15 protein-coding genes, 2 tRNA genes and 1 riboswitch are annotated in these 13,142 nt (G+C 46.1%); of the genes, 6 read left to right on the top strand and 11 right to left on the bottom strand.

The window, feature by feature from the left end:
- Nucleotides 1–339: 339 nt before the first annotated feature.
- The 4 genes from prmC to NYR53_RS00150 form a co-directional block, all read right to left on the bottom strand.
- A complete protein-coding gene (prmC, locus tag NYR53_RS00165; protein ID WP_261303426.1) occupies nt 340–1,224 on the bottom strand; it encodes a peptide chain release factor N(5)-glutamine methyltransferase in 885 nt (294 codons plus the stop codon).
- Nucleotides 1,224–2,300, bottom strand: coding sequence for a peptide chain release factor 1 (prfA, locus tag NYR53_RS00160; RefSeq protein ID WP_261303425.1), 1,077 nt, complete (start codon nt 2,298–2,300; stop codon nt 1,224–1,226). Before prfA ends, prmC begins: the two co-directional genes overlap by 1 nt.
- Nucleotides 2,301–2,334: 34 nt before the next feature.
- The gene (gene ychF / locus NYR53_RS00155) at nt 2,335–3,435 is read right to left on the bottom strand and encodes a redox-regulated ATPase YchF (RefSeq protein WP_261303424.1); all 1,101 of its coding nucleotides are present in this window, start codon (nt 3,433–3,435) and stop codon (nt 2,335–2,337) included.
- 78 nt (nt 3,436–3,513) lie between these two features.
- Entirely contained in the window at nt 3,514–4,248 is a 735-nt protein-coding gene (locus NYR53_RS00150) for a PilZ domain-containing protein (RefSeq protein ID WP_261303423.1), read from the bottom strand.
- A gap of 102 nt (nt 4,249–4,350) precedes the next feature.
- Nucleotides 4,351–4,438, bottom strand: a riboswitch (cyclic di-GMP riboswitch).
- A gap of 279 nt (nt 4,439–4,717) precedes the next feature.
- Here NYR53_RS00150 and tadA point away from each other — a divergent pair.
- A complete protein-coding gene (gene tadA / locus NYR53_RS00145; protein WP_376769427.1) occupies nt 4,718–5,155 on the top strand; it encodes a tRNA adenosine(34) deaminase TadA in 438 nt (145 codons plus the stop codon).
- Between the two features lie 12 nt (nt 5,156–5,167).
- Here tadA and NYR53_RS00140 read toward each other — a convergent pair whose 3' ends face one another.
- Nucleotides 5,168–5,713, bottom strand: coding sequence for a DUF1697 domain-containing protein (locus NYR53_RS00140; protein WP_261303421.1), 546 nt, complete (start codon nt 5,711–5,713; stop codon nt 5,168–5,170).
- A gap of 136 nt (nt 5,714–5,849) precedes the next feature.
- Here NYR53_RS00140 and NYR53_RS00135 point away from each other — a divergent pair.
- Nucleotides 5,850–5,923: transfer RNA gene (locus tag NYR53_RS00135), tRNA-Arg, on the top strand.
- 59 nt (nt 5,924–5,982) lie between these two features.
- On the opposite strand, the gene NYR53_RS00130 is transcribed toward NYR53_RS00135, so the two are convergent.
- Complete coding sequence (locus NYR53_RS00130; RefSeq protein WP_261303420.1) at nt 5,983–6,825, bottom strand: stalk domain-containing protein; 843 nt, start codon at nt 6,823–6,825, stop codon at nt 5,983–5,985.
- A 207-nt stretch (nt 6,826–7,032) separates the two neighbouring features.
- On the opposite strand from NYR53_RS00130, the gene NYR53_RS00125 reads away from it, so the two are divergent.
- The 4 genes from NYR53_RS00125 (at nt 7,033) to NYR53_RS00110 (ending at nt 10,575) form a co-directional block, all read left to right on the top strand.
- Nucleotides 7,033–8,241 carry an MFS transporter gene (locus NYR53_RS00125; RefSeq protein ID WP_261303419.1) on the top strand — a complete coding sequence of 403 codons (1,209 nt, stop codon included), beginning with the start codon at nt 7,033–7,035 and terminating at the stop codon, nt 8,239–8,241.
- 63 nt (nt 8,242–8,304) lie between these two features.
- Nucleotides 8,305–8,904, top strand: a complete 600-nt coding sequence (locus tag NYR53_RS00120) for an RNA polymerase sigma factor (protein WP_261303418.1) — start codon at nt 8,305–8,307, stop codon at nt 8,902–8,904.
- A complete protein-coding gene (locus NYR53_RS00115) occupies nt 8,901–9,347 on the top strand; it encodes a hypothetical protein (RefSeq protein WP_261303417.1) in 447 nt (148 codons plus the stop codon). Before NYR53_RS00120 ends, NYR53_RS00115 begins: the two co-directional genes overlap by 4 nt.
- A gap of 22 nt (nt 9,348–9,369) precedes the next feature.
- On the top strand, nt 9,370–10,575 hold the full coding sequence (locus tag NYR53_RS00110; RefSeq protein WP_261303416.1) for a hypothetical protein: 1,206 nt from the start codon (nt 9,370–9,372) through the stop codon (nt 10,573–10,575).
- Between the two features lie 266 nt (nt 10,576–10,841).
- On the opposite strand, the gene NYR53_RS00105 is transcribed toward NYR53_RS00110, so the two are convergent.
- The 5 genes from NYR53_RS00105 to serS form a co-directional block, all read right to left on the bottom strand.
- On the bottom strand, nt 10,842–11,009 hold the full coding sequence (locus tag NYR53_RS00105; RefSeq protein WP_261303415.1) for a small acid-soluble spore protein P: 168 nt from the start codon (nt 11,007–11,009) through the stop codon (nt 10,842–10,844).
- Nucleotides 11,010–11,171 (bottom strand): hypothetical protein, encoded by a 162-nt coding sequence (locus NYR53_RS00100; RefSeq protein ID WP_261303414.1) that lies wholly within the window; start codon nt 11,169–11,171, stop codon nt 11,010–11,012.
- Between the two features lie 22 nt (nt 11,172–11,193).
- Entirely contained in the window at nt 11,194–11,541 is a 348-nt protein-coding gene (locus NYR53_RS00095; protein ID WP_261303413.1) for a hypothetical protein, read from the bottom strand.
- A gap of 128 nt (nt 11,542–11,669) precedes the next feature.
- A tRNA-Ser gene (locus tag NYR53_RS00090) sits at nt 11,670–11,754 on the bottom strand.
- A gap of 83 nt (nt 11,755–11,837) precedes the next feature.
- The gene (gene serS / locus NYR53_RS00085; protein ID WP_261303412.1) at nt 11,838–13,118 is read right to left on the bottom strand and encodes a serine--tRNA ligase; all 1,281 of its coding nucleotides are present in this window, start codon (nt 13,116–13,118) and stop codon (nt 11,838–11,840) included.
- Between the last annotated feature and the right edge of the window lie 24 nt (nt 13,119–13,142).

Here is a 13,142-nt window from a genome sequence, read left to right as displayed (position 1 = left end):
TAGCGGTGAAAATGCTCTTACTAGAACCGATTACCTCGGAAATAGTCTGGTGACTCAATACCTCCGAAACAACCACGGTAGCTTGGATGTATGAGTGAAAAACATCGCTAAAGTGACTCTACTGCTCATAAAAGCAGCTTTAGCGATGGAAAACACTCTTATCAGACCCCTATTACCTCTGAAACAACCTGGTAGCTTGTCTGTAAGAGTGATAAACATCGTTAAAGTGACTCTTCTGCTCTTATAAGCAGCATTAGCGATGGAAAACACTCTTATCAGACCCCAACACCTCAGTACCGTCAAATATATCGCGTTCTTTCCCAACGCTACGAACTCCCTCTAGTCTCGCGAACGGATCGCGATCACGTGGCGATCAATACCCTGGAGATCCGGCACGAATCGGATCTCGTCCCAGTCCGCGGCGGCGCGCAGCATCCCCGCCACAGCCTCCGCCTGCCGTATGCCCACCTCGAACCCGACCACGGTCGGGATTCGCGGCAGCTGCGGCAGCTGCGAGATCATCCGGTGGTACAGGTCGAGTCCCTCGACACCGCCGAACAAAGCTGTGTGCGGCTCAAACAGCCGCACCTCCGGCATCAGCGCCGGCAGGTCGCCATCAGGGATATACGGTGGGTTAGACACCAGTATATCCGGCGCGATCCGGCGCGCAATAAAGGGCTCGAGAAGGTCCCCCTCGAGCCACTCCACCCGCGCAGCCACGCCGTGGCGCTGCGCATTCACTCGAGCCATCTCCAGCGCTGCCGCGGAGATGTCGCTGGCTATCACGCGCCACGCTGGGCGCGCGTGCGCCACCGTCACCGGGATCGCTCCGCTCCCGGTGCCCACATCCGCAAGCAGCGGAGCGCCTTGCGGGAACAGACGCGAGCCCTCGTGGAGCAAAGCTTCCACGAGCAGTTCCGTCTCCGGCCGAGGAATCAGCACGGCCGGGCTAACCGCAAAAGGAAGGCCGAAGAAATCCTGCTCGCCGGTAATATACTGCACCGGCTCACCCGCGGCCTTCCGCTCCACTAGCTGGCGCCACGTCTCCACCAGCTCCACAGGAAACTGTTCCGAGAAACGGAACAGCAGTTCCGTCCGACTGCAGTTGAGCAAGTGCTGCAGCAGCAGTTCCGCACAGGAAGCAGCCTCGGACACACCGAGCTTCCCTAAAAAAGAAGAAGCCTCAACAAAGGCTTCTCTTATACTCTTAGCAGCAATTGGCATCACATTGCCTGCTCTGCATTATCCAAAGCATCGGACTGCGCTGCAATCGTGAGCGCCGAAACGATCTCTGCCATGTCACCATTTAGCACAGTTTCTAAGCGATGCAAAGTCAAGCCAATACGGTGATCGGTAATCCGACTTTGCGGGAAGTTATACGTACGAATCCGCTCGGAACGGTCACCTGTACCCACCTTGCTTTTACGCTCGCCTGCATACTTCGCTTCCTCTTCCTCACGCATTTTATCCGAAATCCGTGCACGTAGTACTCGAAGCGCTTGCTCCTTGTTAGAGTTCTGTGATTTGCCATCCTGACAAGTCGCTACGATCCCTGTAGGCACGTGCGTTACACGCACAGCGGATTTCGTCGTATTAACCGACTGACCGCCCGCTCCACTGGAACAGAACGTATCTACGCGAATATCCGCATCATGAATGACAATCTCTACATCTTCCGCTTCCGGCATTACCACTACCGTCGACGTTGAGGTATGGATACGTCCGCCTGATTCCGTTACCGGAATTCGTTGTACACGGTGCGCCCCACTCTCATACTTCAACTTACTATAAGCGCCTTTACCCGTAATCATGAAAATGATCTCTTTAAACCCGCCCAAATCGTTCACAGAAGCATCGAGAATCTCCGTTCTCCATCCTTGCGCGTCCGCATAGCGCGTATACATCCGATACAAATCGCCCGCGAACAAAGCAGCCTCATCTCCGCCTGCCGCACCGCGAATTTCGACGATTACGTTCTTATCATCATTAGGGTCTTTAGGCATCATGAGCATTCTAAGTTGTTCTTCCAACTTGGCGGATTGCTCGCTAAGCTCTTCAATCTCCATTTTGACCATTTCACGCATTTCGTCGTCCAGCTTTTCGTTCTGCATCACTTTGGCATCGGCCAGCTGTTCGCTCACACTTTTATATTCGTTATAAGCATCATAAGCTTCTTGAAGATCAGATTGCTCTTTCGAGTATTCTCTAAGCTTCTTCGTATCACTCGTTACATCCGGGTCACACAACAGTTCACTTAATTTTTCATAGCGGTCCACAATGGACTGAAGTCGATCCAACATATAGGATCACTCCTTTCTTTACTTTTTTGATGAATTACACATTAAATCTGAAATGCATGACGTCCCCGTCATTTACCACATACTCTTTACCTTCGAGACGCACTTGGCCTTTTTCTTTCGCACCATTCATCGACCCTGCAGCTGCTAAATCATTATAAGAGACGACTTCAGCACGGATAAATCCACGTTCGAAATCGGTATGAATAACACCAGCCGCTTGAGGAGCTTTCGTTCCCTTGCGAATTGTCCATGCTCTTACTTCTTGCACCCCAGCTGTGAAATACGTGTACAAGCCAAGTTTTCTATAAGCTGCTTTAATCAATCTATTCAAGCCGGACTCTTGAAGTCCCAACTCTTCGAGGAACATCGCTTTTTCTTCGTCTTCCAGCTCGGCGATTTCGGATTCAACCTTCGCACTGATCGACACCACTTCGTTGTTTTCGCCCTCAGCAAACTCCTTCACAATTTTCACAAAAGGATTTTCATCTGCTGTTGCTACTTCATCTTCACTCACATTTGCCGCATAAAGCACCGGTTTCATGGTCAATAAATGAAGGTCGCGCACGAGAAGCTTCTCATCATCGCTGAGATCCAGGCTGCGTGCCGGTTTATCTGCATAAAGCGCTTCTTTAATACGCTCCAAACACTCCACTTCAGCCAAAACCTTCTTGTCGCCGCCCTTGAGGTTTTTGCGCGAACGTTCGATCTTCTTTTCTACCGACTCAATATCGGCCAAAATTAATTCAAGATTAATCGTTTCGATATCGCCGATCGGATCCACTTTACCGGAAACGTGGGTAATATTATCATCTTCAAAACAACGAACAACATGCACAATGGCATCCACTTCACGAATGTGTGCCAAAAATTTATTTCCAAGCCCTTCGCCTTTGCTCGCGCCTTTTACCAAACCCGCAATATCAACGAACTCAAAGGCTGTCGGGACAATGCTCTTAGGCACAACAATCTCTACCAGCTTCTGCAATCTCTCGTCTGGTACTTCAACTACCCCAACATTCGGATCGATCGTACAAAACGGATAATTCGCAGATTCTGCCCCCGCCTGTGTAATTGCATTAAACAATGTCGATTTTCCTACGTTCGGTAGACCGACGATACCTGCTTTCAAAGCCATTGTAGTTACAACTCCTTAATTTTCGAAAATCATCCTTCTTATTATATAGCACTTGGAACGCAAAAAAAAGCCTGAAGGCTATTGATTCGCCGCAGACTTTTTTTCTGTCGCTTTTTTAAATTGCGCTTCCCGCTTCTGTACGAAGTAAGTTTCGATCTGATTCGTAAGGATGAAACCCCTTAAAGCATTGGTTTTTTCAGTTGGAATGTCGATATAGCTAGCCCCATAATAGAAACCATTTTCAACCTTTTCTTTTCTTACAATTTCCATCGAACAGGGTATCGTAAAACCCAAATCCAGCTCGACTTCAAGTTGTGAATGCTTTTGAACGATTTTATCAATCATAGCATTATCATTTATGGTAAAACCTAAGCCGTTGATGGATATATTTTTGATTGAAATGCCAAGCGGGTTCTCAAATTGATGTTTATTCCTTTTATTCATATCCTGAAGCCCGAATAAGCGACCTGTATGGGTCACATCCACACGTGGGAATTCCCGTTTTTCTGCGAATTTTTTCCGATTTTCAGGTGGATTAATGACGATGACGGAGCCGAATTCTTTGGCAACAACGGTTGTATTCATCACAAACAAGCCGGATTTGGTATATACCGTCATTTTCGCTTTATCGCCAAGTTGAAAGACATCGTATTCCGGCAATTCAACCTCAATAATGTCTCCGAGTGCATAAGTTAGCACGCCAGTGGCTACGAAATCGTCTTTTCCCAACATTGCCTTACTATCGATTAGTACGTCAGCGTCATATCCCTCCTTGCTTCCGTAATATTTCATGACGTTATATCCGTTGGCCATTATAAGTAACACCTCTCCCTTTACCCAAGTTATTCCCTATATAAAAAGAAACTGCCCCTAATGTAGGAGCAGCCTATTACCTTAATCAATAAAGCATCGATTTTCGGTAACCAGGCTGCCGTAGTTCCATTGGAACCGTAGACCCTCAGCTTTGCGTCCTTGCTTTTCAACAAGTTTGCCATTTTCGAACCTTGCTATCTTATTTCTACCTATCACGTTCTATATGGTCTAAAAGACCTACTAATATCTATCATTATACCTAGCCCAGTTGCTATTATCAATAAAATTCCTTGCATAGCTATTCTATTTGTTGTATGTAATGTAGAAAGATTAAATATCCACAGCTTTTTCAGTTATCCACAAAGCTATCCACAGGTTGTTAACAACGGAATGAATGTTCGATTGTTATGCACATGTGGATAAAAATATAATAGCGAGGTGTCCCCCTGTGGATGAACATATCCCCTGGATGAAAGAAGCGATTCAAGAGGCTCTCAAAGCCGAAGCCATCCGAGAAGTACCGATTGGTGCAGTCGTTGTCCATCAAGGTCAAATCATTGGCCGCGGCTACAATTTGCGTGAAACAACCCTCGATCCTCTCGCTCATGCTGAGATGATCGCCATCAAACAAGCGAGCGAACATCTTGGGGCCTGGCGGCTTTTGGACTGCCAGCTCTACGTCACCCTTGAGCCTTGCCCGATGTGTGCGGGCGCGATTGTGCAATCGCGGATTCCGCAGGTCATCTACGGCACCATTGATCCGAAGGCCGGCTGTGCCGGAACGCTTATGAATTTGCTGCAAGAGGACCGGTTCAATCACCGTGTCGATGTCATTAGCGGCGTCTTGCAAGAAGAGTGTTCGACGATGCTGACCCAATTTTTCCGTAAATTACGCGGCAAAGCTTAAAAATTCCTGCATCTAAATCAGCATCGCCGCTGCCAACTCAGCCAGTTTATTCATCGTATTCCAATTGCGTGTAGTCGCCGTATCCCCAAGCTTCTGGATATTGCTCGCAAGTTTTGAATCCAGAACACTTTGACGAAATAGAAAATAAATCTCTCCCCCGTGAATCTGAAATTCATCCTTGTCGCTTTTTCCATTGGATAGGATATCAGCGGTTTGTTGCGGGGGCATTTCCGTTAGAACAGAAATTTGGATGCTTTCACCTTCTAACAGAGCATCTGCATCGTATGGACAACTCCCTAGGATCAGCTCTAACTCCTCAACTGTGCGCAAAATTACCTTAGGCGATACACCAACGGCTTTGCTGATTTCCTGCTCGATACGCTGGCGCAGCGGTTCCACCGCCTCCTCCTCGGACATGAACAAGACATTGCCGCTTTGCAAATACGTTTGCACCTTAGCAAGTCCCGCCGCTTCCAGCGTCTTCTTCAAATCCGCCATCTTGATTTTGTTCTTTCCTCCTACGTTAATACCACGCAGAAAAACAATGTAAACTTTCATATCGGCATCCTCTTCCTTTGATCTGATATGTCCCTATCCTATTCTGTACTAAAATGTACCTCTCTTGTCGCGAAGAACTTCGACCACCCAAAAGGTTGCACCACGAAAGCCTTCGTGCTATCATAATTCTTGCTAAGCGCCCGTAGCTCAGCAGGATAGAGCAACAGTTTCCTAAACTGTAGGTCGTACGTTCGAATCGTATCGGGCGCGTAACCTTTCACAATGATAACGCCAGGTATCGGTTAATAACCGCTAACCTGGCGTTTTGATTATTGTTCCGGACAATGATTAATTTTTAAAGCTACATTCATACTTTCTTTAAATTTGTTGATATATTGCTCAAACGCTTTGGGATCTGAACTCCCGTTTCCGTTATATGACTCTGCTGCATCCTGCATCTGTTTTGCGTAATTGGTCATAATTTCTCGACAAATAGGTCCTGAAACCGGCGCTGTAGAAGCTGGAGCTTGTGTAGGGACCACTGGTGGAATATTCGGAGTCGACATGTCTGTCGTCTCATTTACCTGCTGGTATCTCCACTTTTTTATATAATCGAACTCTGGTGTTTTGTTCTTCAGAAATTCCTCTGCATCCGTTCGGTTTATTGCAATGAAACCCATTACTTTATTATTAAGCAATTTACTGACAATTAGCATATCCGCGGGTGAATTGGCAACCAGGCTAGATAGAAAGATGATATTATCGTTATCTTTGTTTGAATCATTAGATACGATTAGATCTATTTTCATATATAGACCATATTCATTGGAAATAAGTTGAACATTCTTAGCACTATGCTCTTTGGCTTTCTCGTTAAATGAATGAATATTTGAGGCGAAATCTTTCATTGGATTAGGGATAGCAAGGTCAACGTTATATTTCTCAGAATCCCACGCAACAGAGGCACCGGTTTGTTTCAATAAATAAAGTGGGACTAGGGTACGACCGTCACGTATAGTAGCTGGCACATCTTCTACTTGAAGCTCTTTCGCTCCGAACAAAACGTTAACGATTGGATCACCATTATACTCACCGTGAATACTTGACGCACTGACTACTCCTGTAAAGCAAAGAAACAAAATCATGGTTACAATTATTTTCTTTTTTCTCATAATATTAAGTCCTCTTTTCAAAATATAACGTAATCTCAGGCTTGATAAGTCATTTCGACGTTTGGTAAGGAATCCCTACCTTAGATATTCAAACGCTAACAAACATCCAATCATAGCCTAGCCGCAATCGATGTTCTATAATAAAACGATAGATTTCTTAGTCCTCATTTCAATCCAGAACCTAATCCGAAAGGAGCTCCCTCTTCGATGACGAGCATCAAAGCTTCATCCTCCTATCGCATTCCGCTCTTCTGTATAGTCACCTTGCTGTTCTGGATGTCAATGTATACGAGCGTTCCCATTATGGCTCCTTACGTAGAATTCCTGGGCGGGAACCACCAGTTGGCCGGATGGATTGTCGGTATGTACGGGATCTCCCAAATGCTGTTGCGAATTCCCGTAGGTATCATGTCAGACCGATTTCATAAGAGGAAGTTATTTATTACCTTTGGCCTGCTGTTCACGGCTCTAACAGGGTTAGGACTATGGATCACGCATGATTTCACATGGATCCTTATTCTCCGAGCACTGGCAGGCGCAGCCGCAGCAACCTGGGTTGATTTTACCGTATTATTTACGAGTTACTATAAGCATGAAGATTCAACAAAAGCGATCGGTACGATCTCCTTCTTCAACTCACTTGGGCAGGTTCTAGGTATTCTTGGGGCAGGATGGGCGGCAGATTCCTTCGGCTGGGAGGCCGTCTTCATTTTGGGAGCTGTGCTAGGCTTGATGGGGATGATTGGATCCCTTTTCCTTATAGAAAAAGTCGAGCTCGATGCGCCTAAAATTACGATGCGCGGTATTGGTGACGTTGCGACTGACCGTACGCTGCTGTTCGTATCCTTACTCGCCATCTTGTCGCAAGTTCTCATATTCGCAACTGTTTTCGGATTTACACCTGTTTATGCAACCCAGCTTGGAGCTGATAAATTCTCCTTATCGATGCTTTCCTTATTTGCCAACGTACCGGTAGCGCTAGCTTCCTTATTTGGCGGGCGGCGTTGGGCCGTTCGGTACGGGGAGAAGCGTATGGTTGTAGGGGGCTTTATTCTTATGGGGATATTCACATTTACGATTCCTTTTACACATCACCTTTGGGTGCTGATGATTACTCAGGCTTTTGCCGGCTTTGGTCGCGGACTTTCATTTACCTTGCTCATGGGGATGAGTATCAAGCATATGCCTGCGGATAAGCGGGCGACGGCAATGGGGTTTTTCCAAGCCATTTATGGACTGGGCATGTTCATTGGCCCCGTTCTTATGGGTATTATCGGCGATTGGTTCTCTCTGAATCAGGGATTTATTGTGTTGGGTGTACTTGGCATTTTGAGCGCACTTCTGTCTCATTGGTTCGTACGAAGTACGCCTTCTAAGCATCAAGCCAAACCTAGCAGTTCTACTGCGGCACTTTAAAATAGGGAACGGATCTTGAAGATTCGTTCTTTTTCTTTTTGAAATCGTGCAGGGGTATCGGTGGTGGCCTTCGTCTATTCATGCGGAGAGGAGGAGAAGCATATTCAGGAACAAGCACTCGTAAAGCGCATATTGAATGGCGATGAGGCCGCATTCCGTGAGCTTGTAACAACATATCGTCAGTATTTGTACCAAACGATCTTTGCCATTGTACGCCATGCTAAGGATGCCGAAGATTTATCACAAGATGTTTGGACCCGGATCTATTTCTCCCTCCCTCAGTATCAAATGAAGGGTCTGAAAACCTGGATGACTCGCATCGCGGTGAACCGGGCTATCGATTTCAAGCGATCGGCCAGCAGGCGTAAGGAAGAAGTGACGGCTGAAATGGAAGAACCCGTCCAATCCTCTGACACTTATCCTTACACTGAACATGGTGTGGAACATGAAGTGATGTTGAATGAGACGACTGAGCTCGTGCGTAAGAAGCTTCATCAAATCCCTGCCAACTATCATGAAGTATTAACGGCCTACTATATTCATCATCAGTCATATCAAGATATTGCCAATGCCCATGGGGTAACGGTCAAAACAGTAGAATCCAAGCTATATAGAGCCAAGCAGTGGCTGCGCAACAATTGGAAGGAGGAGGAATTCTTGTGAACCATTATAATGAACAAGCTTGGAAGTTATATGTGGAAGAGCGTCTGTCACCCGATAAAATAAGTGAGATGGAGCTTCATCTGTATCAGTGTGATGAATGCCTGACGATATATATGACATGTTTGGAACAAATGGAAACTAACCTTCCGATCTTGGAAAAGGATACGCAAGAGTATGTGGATGCCATCATTGCACGTACGACTGGAACTAAGCGCTTTTGGTACCACTCAACCATGCTGCATTATGGTATTGCGGCAGCGGCTACACTTATCCTGGTGGCTACCGGCTTCTTTCACGGAATTTCGCAAGAATTGGGCGCTGTAGGTTCTTTTAAACCTGCTAACTCTATAAATACCTCTTCCTCCCTACAACCAGATAAACCGATATCGGACCAATTGTTAAATAAAACACTGACGTGGTTAGACACGTTACAAAATAAATAAACACAAGGAGGTTACACCATAAATGCCGAACAAAAGCAGCCTAGTCGCCTTCCTGCTGTCCTTCCTACCAGGAGCAGGTCATCTATATATGAACCGTTTATTCCGTGGGTTTCTATACGGTTGTGGGTTCTTTGGATCGCTATTCCTCATTTTCATGGGAGTCACTGGTTTTCACGCTCCGAGTGATTTCCTAATTGTTCTTGCCCTGATGGCCGCTTTGATATGGGGTGTGAATATGCTGGATATGGTTATCTTCCTGCTTCGCTCACAGCCTTACCGCTTGCCTGGCTCTTATGGGTCTGAACAGCAAGATCAGGCTTCCTGGGACGCCAATCCTTATTCCACTCAAATGGCTGGTCAACAGGAAAAAACGAAAATTATGCTGCTCTCCTTCATCCCTGGACTGGGACATTATCAGCTTGGGTTGATGCATAGAGGACTTACCGCGATGGTCTCCTTCTTTGGCGTTGCGATATTAGTATTTTTCGTCACCATCATGACGCATAATGAAGGCTTCGTCGCCTTTCTGTTGGCTTTGCCAGTTATATGGTTCTATACGATGTTTGATGCTCTGAAACAACAGGGGAATAAACAAGCGGGGTTAGAGCTCATAGATCACAGTATTTTTGAAGACTTCCATCTTAGGGATGAGTACGGACGCAAAAACCGGACATTGGCAACGATTATCGCCATTTTTCCAGGTGCAGCTCATTTGTACCTCTCTATGACGAAACGCGGCGTCCAGCTCATGGCGATCTTCCTTTTTTCTATTTATATATTGGATGTACTCCGATTGTCTCTGTTTTTATTTTTGATCCCGATTCTCTGGTTTTTTAGCTTTTTTGATGCTTTGCAGAGTATTACAAAATACGAAAATGGTACCCTGATTGACAAGCCGATCATCGAAAATTGGACGGCTTATTCACGACCCATTGGCATGGTTTTGATCTTTCTTGGCAGCTACTATGTCTTAAAAGACGTTGTTGTTCAATTTATGTATCAAATTCTACCTAGTGTAGGGAATTACATGTATTTAATTACGAATTTTAGCCAAACCCTTATAGTAGCCCTGCTGCTGATCGGTGGCGGTGTACGTTTATTAATGAACCGTAAACACCACGTTTCAACGTTTTCGACGTTTACTGATGAAGCTCATTCATCAACGCATCAATCGAATCCGCCAATGCCTCATCAATATCTAGAAATCGACGAAAAAAAGAACCCCTAAGGGTTCTTTTTTGTCGGTGTTGATGGTTTCTTTAAAACGTGTTACACGTAAACCTTAGGAAAATCTGCTTATAAAACACGGTAAGTGTCTTTGGCACATCCCCTCCAGCCTGATTATAACAGGTAGAAAAGTCCTCTATGCAACGGTTGTTTCCCTTTCGCTAAACGCTCCAACGGAACCACACCTCTCTGCTCACCGACAAGATATAGTATGTCCGGCTCTTCGGTTTTTAAACATTTTGTAAAGACTTTTTTCTAAACGAATATTTAATGCCCGTGTCCTTGGCCTTCCCCATGAGTACCACTAGAGTGATTCCGATTCTTCACTTTCTTGGAGCCTGATAAAGGCTTTGGACTGTTATTGCGATCACTATTTTTAACATCGCCGTTTTCCACCAGACTATCCCCTGCGGAATAAGATTTCTGTTTGGACATTTAGTGGTTCCCCCTATTCTTGTCGTGGTTTAATGCATCTTGATGTCTATGATCATTGACCTGCTGCTGCACTTGCTGAGCTTGATGGCTGTTAACAGGGCTAGATTCAAAATCTTTGGCTACATTCTGCAAATTTTTATCAACCGCTCTTTGTTTGGTCATTAGTGAACTCCTCCTTCGCCCTTTAGGCGTGTGTTACTCTCTGCAAGGCTTGTGCGCATTCATGGATATGTCGAATGTAATCATCCACCAGAGTCTGTACAATACCGCTTGTCTCATCGATATGTGTAGTGCCCTGCTGCACATCAGTAAGTTCAACCTTTACCTCTCTGTCGTCCACGTAGGTAACTTTAAAATCGATTGTATAGCCCGTATGTCCCGCCGCCATAATATGAACCCTCAGTGCCTGAGGATCGGCCTCATCAGCCCATACACGCGCCTGATCGGTTGGCTGCAGCGTTGTCGGGAGTACCGTCATCCACTCATTTACCAATTCAGCTTGATTAATCGTTAGCTTGTCAGCTTTGCTCATAGGTAACACCTCCACATGTATAAAATGCGGAGGCCACCTGTCTTTTATCCATGTAAAAAAACAACAAAAAAAGCCACACGATTCGATATGAATCGCATGACTTCTTAGTTGGGGTATTACCATGGTTACGGAGAGGGTGGGATTCGAACCCACGGAGGCTTGCACCTCGGCGGTTTTCAAGACCGCTGCCTTAAACCACTCGACCACCTCTCCACGATAGGTGTCTCCTAGTGGGGAGACAACCTTGTGCAGTGACAAAAAGCATTGTATCACAGATACTATAGGAGAAGCAAGTGCTATTTTTTTGTGATTACTTTGACATTGTTCATGTAAGGAATGAGAACCTCGGGAACCTGAATCGAACCGTCAGCTTGCTGATAATTTTCGAGAATCGCAGCCACTGTACGACCAAGCGCAAGACCTGAACCATTCAGCGTATGTACAAATTCCGGCTTCGCCTTCGCATCTCTGCGGAAGCGAATATTCGCTCTGCGAGCTTGGAAGTCTTCGAAGTTGCTGCAGCTTGAAATCTCACGGTATGCGCCGCTGTTAGGCAGCCATACTTCCAGGTCATACGTCTTCGCCGACGTGAAGCCAATATCCCCTGTGCAGAGTGATAGCACACGGTAAGGCAGCTTCAGAAGCTGTAGAACGCGTTCAGCATGCCCTGTAAGCTTCTCTAGCTCGTCATAGGAGTCTTCGGGCTTAACGAGCTTAACAAGCTCAATTTTGTTGAATTGGTGCTGTCTGATTAAGCCGCGTGTATCTCTACCTGCAGATCCAGCTTCTGAACGGAAACATGCACTGAACGCAACGAAATTAACAGGAAGCTGCTCGTTCGTGAGAATATCTTCCCGGTGATAATTCGTAACTGGTACTTCCGCTGTCGGAATCAGGAAATAATCCGAATTCTCAATTTTAAATACATCTTCCTCAAACTTCGGAAGCTGTCCTGTTCCCGTCAAACTTTCACGGTTAACGATATAAGGAGGCAGCATCTCTTCATAACCATGCTCATCACTGTGCAGGTCCATCATGAAGTTAATCAATGCACGCTCCAGCCTTGCGCCAAGCCCTTTGTAGAATACGAAACGCGAACCCGTTACCTTCGCCGCAGCTTCGAAATCCAGAATGCCCAGCTCTTGCGCTACTTCCCAGTGCGGCTTCACTTCGTAGTCGAACTGTGGAATCTCGCCTACCCGGCGCAGTTCCACATTCTCTTCTTCTGTGCGGCCCACAGGAACGCTTGCATGGGGCATATTCGGGATGGAAAGTAAGATCTGCTGTAAGGACTCGTCCAGTAAGCGAATCTCGTCATCGAGCTCTTTAATGCGGTCTCCGACGACTTTCATTTCTTGGATCAGCTCATCCGCATTCTCGCCGGATCTTTTGCGCCCAGCAACCTCTTGGGATACCGTATTTCGGCGGTTTTTGAGCTGCTCGGTTTCTTGTAAGAGCTCTCTGCGCTTCAAATCTAATTCCGTGAAGCCGTTCAACTCTTCAATTTGTTTACCGCGGTTTTGCATTGCAGCTTGCACAGCTGCCAAATCACTTCGAAGTAACTTTACATCAAACAAGGAGATTCCTCCGTTAGCGCAAAA

Origin of the sequence: Paenibacillus andongensis (assembly GCF_025369935.1) — a bacterium.
GTDB classification, from domain to species: domain Bacteria; phylum Bacillota; class Bacilli; order Paenibacillales; family NBRC-103111; genus Paenibacillus_E; species Paenibacillus_E andongensis.
The sequence above is the reverse complement of the archived record's forward strand: the minus strand, read 5'-3'. Positions and strand labels throughout refer to the sequence as shown.

What these genes read in the sequence shown, in the direction of transcription:
- NYR53_RS00100 (WP_261303414.1), bottom strand. Translation starts at nt 11,171, where the DNA reads ATGACCAAACAAAGAGCGGTTGATAAAAATTTGCAGAATGTAGCCAAA.
- NYR53_RS00110 (WP_261303416.1), top strand. Translation starts at nt 9,370, where the DNA reads ATGCCGAACAAAAGCAGCCTAGTCGCCTTCCTGCTGTCCTTCCTACCA.
- prmC (WP_261303426.1), bottom strand. Translation starts at nt 1,224, where the DNA reads ATGCCAATTGCTGCTAAGAGTATAAGAGAAGCCTTTGTTGAGGCTTCT.
- NYR53_RS00125 (WP_261303419.1), top strand. Translation starts at nt 7,033, where the DNA reads ATGACGAGCATCAAAGCTTCATCCTCCTATCGCATTCCGCTCTTCTGT.
- NYR53_RS00105 (WP_261303415.1), bottom strand. Translation starts at nt 11,009, where the DNA reads ATGTCCAAACAGAAATCTTATTCCGCAGGGGATAGTCTGGTGGAAAAC.
- NYR53_RS00140 (WP_261303421.1), bottom strand. Translation starts at nt 5,713, where the DNA reads ATGAAAGTTTACATTGTTTTTCTGCGTGGTATTAACGTAGGAGGAAAG.
- NYR53_RS00150 (WP_261303423.1), bottom strand. Translation starts at nt 4,248, where the DNA reads ATGGCCAACGGATATAACGTCATGAAATATTACGGAAGCAAGGAGGGA.
- tadA (WP_376769427.1), top strand. Translation starts at nt 4,718, where the DNA reads ATGAAAGAAGCGATTCAAGAGGCTCTCAAAGCCGAAGCCATCCGAGAA.
- NYR53_RS00130 (WP_261303420.1), bottom strand. Translation starts at nt 6,825, where the DNA reads ATGAGAAAAAAGAAAATAATTGTAACCATGATTTTGTTTCTTTGCTTT.
- prfA (WP_261303425.1), bottom strand. Translation starts at nt 2,300, where the DNA reads ATGTTGGATCGACTTCAGTCCATTGTGGACCGCTATGAAAAATTAAGT.
- ychF (WP_261303424.1), bottom strand. Translation starts at nt 3,435, where the DNA reads ATGGCTTTGAAAGCAGGTATCGTCGGTCTACCGAACGTAGGAAAATCG.
- NYR53_RS00095 (WP_261303413.1), bottom strand. Translation starts at nt 11,541, where the DNA reads ATGAGCAAAGCTGACAAGCTAACGATTAATCAAGCTGAATTGGTAAAT.